This window comes from Methylobacterium sp. E-005 (assembly GCF_022829725.1).
Classification (GTDB): domain Bacteria; phylum Pseudomonadota; class Alphaproteobacteria; order Rhizobiales; family Beijerinckiaceae; genus Methylobacterium.
Genome location: NZ_JAKSYG010000162.1, coordinates 1 through 1,832, shown reverse-complemented (window position 1 = coordinate 1,832; position 1,832 = coordinate 1). Strand labels below are relative to the sequence as shown.

Here is a 1,832-nt window from a genome sequence, read left to right as displayed (position 1 = left end):
AGCCGCGCCATCGCCAGCGACAGCAGATCACCCCGCTTCGACGTGACCAGCGCGTGCAACTCGTCCAGCACCACGCAGCGCAATCCGGAAAAGAAGTCCGTTGCCTCGCGATGGGCGATCAGCAGCGCCAGCTGCTCCGGCCGCGGCCGCCTCGATGGCGGCGTTCAGCGCGAGCAGGTGCGTGCGCTCCCAGATGTCGTTGACGGTCTCGATTATGTCGACGATCGTCTGGGTCTTCTCCGATAGGCTGACGATGTTGCCGGCCACCGCCTCGGCCTGCTCGCGGATCGCGTCCATGGCCTTGGCGGTGTCGGAGACGGCGCGCAGGCCCTGCCGCGAGGTCTGGGCGGTGGCCTGGGCGGTGGCGATCACCTCGGTGGCGCGCCGAGCCGTCTGCGCACCCGATTGGGTAATCTGATCCATGGTCGCAGCGGTCTCCTGCACGGCGGCGAATTGCTGCTCCACGGAAGCCGCCTGTTCCTGGGCTGAGGCGCGGATCTCGGCCGCGGCGGCGTTCAGGTCGGCGGTGGCGGCCCGGTTGGTCTTGGCGAGGTCCGACAGGCCCGAGACCATCGCGTTGAGACTACGGCCTAGGCGGCCAATCTCGTTGTGCCCTCCATCCCCGAGTTTGCCTGAAAGGTCACCCTCACCGACGTGCTCGACGAAACTCATCACGCGAACTAGTGGCCAGACGATCAGGCGGTTGATGGCGACGCCGATCGCGGCGCAGATCAGGAGCGTGAGCAGGGTACCCCCCCACAGGGCGAAGCTCTCATCACGCTGAGCCTTTGCGACGCGCGCGACCTGCTCCGCACGGGTCCGTTCTTCCAGATTGTCGATGGCGGCGAGCTTCCCGCGCAGGGTGTCGAAGAACTGCTTGCCTCTGCCTTCAGCCTCGATGCGCACCGCATCCGGTCGCGTCGCTGGATTGGCTGCTTCTCGGATGGCGGTTTCGCCGATATCAATCTGCCAGGCGCGCGCCGCCGTCACGGCATCGGTCAATAGGCGCGACCGCTCGGCATCGTTGCCGATCAAGGTCGTCAGACGCGTGATCGTCTCGTCGAGGGCCGGCCGACCCGCGCGGTAGGGTTCCAGGCTGCTCTCGCGCCCGGTGATCAGGTAGCCGCGCAGGCCGGTCTCCTGGTTGAGCATAGCGGTGCGGAAGGCGTCGAGGCTGCGGACCACTTGGGTCGAGCGGTCGAGGGCGTCGGTCGCCTCCTGCAACTGATTACGTGTCGCTAGCACTGCCCCGCTGCTGAGCACTGACACCAGCGCGATGACGCCGATGGCACCGCCTAGCGTGCGGTTGAGGCCAAAGGTATTCGGCATGCTCGATCCTTCTTGATCAGAACTGCGGACGGCTTCGAGCGGCAGCCGCAACGATGGTGGCATCGCCAATAGCGCTCAAAAGGAGCTGACGCGAGCAACACCGCGCTTCCGAGCCTCAAGCCTCAGTATCGACGGGAGCGTGCGAGGAAGGCTGCCGGTCCTGCCTGATCAGCACCAGCTCCTCGGCGCTACGTTCCTCAACCACGATAAGACGTTCATCGGTGTCTTAGACGGATCGGATCAGCTCATCCAGCTTCATCAGGATAGCGGCGGTGTCACGAGCGCCGGCCACCAGAATGACGCCGGCCAAGAGCATGGCGGCGATGGACAGGAACAGGTTGAACACGAGTGCCCAGTGGTCGTGGCGGATCTCCAGCGCCAGGGGCTGATCCGCCGGATCGGCCTGAGCAACGCCACGCCGGGTCAGGTCGCCGAGGGGCGGCGGATCACCGACATCGTCTGCGTGCAGAACCAGTACAACCTCGCGCACCGGGGCGACGACG

At 66.1% G+C, this 1,832-nt stretch carries 1 protein-coding gene and 1 pseudogene; one reads left to right on the top strand and one right to left on the bottom strand.

Annotated features, from left to right (window positions below; all coding sequences use genetic code 11):
* Nucleotides 1-27: 27 nt before the first annotated feature.
* Entirely contained in the window at nt 28-1,329 is a 1,302-nt protein-coding gene (locus MKK88_RS17500) for a methyl-accepting chemotaxis protein (RefSeq protein ID WP_244001882.1), read from the bottom strand.
* A 346-nt stretch (nt 1,330-1,675) separates the two neighbouring features.
* On the opposite strand from MKK88_RS17500, the pseudogene MKK88_RS17495 reads away from it, so the two are divergent.
* Nucleotides 1,676-1,832, top strand: a pseudogene (locus MKK88_RS17495) (aldo/keto reductase); the annotation flags it as partial.

What these genes read in the sequence shown, in the direction of transcription:
- MKK88_RS17500 (WP_244001882.1), bottom strand. Translation starts at nt 1,329, where the DNA reads ATGCCGAATACCTTTGGCCTCAACCGCACGCTAGGCGGTGCCATCGGC.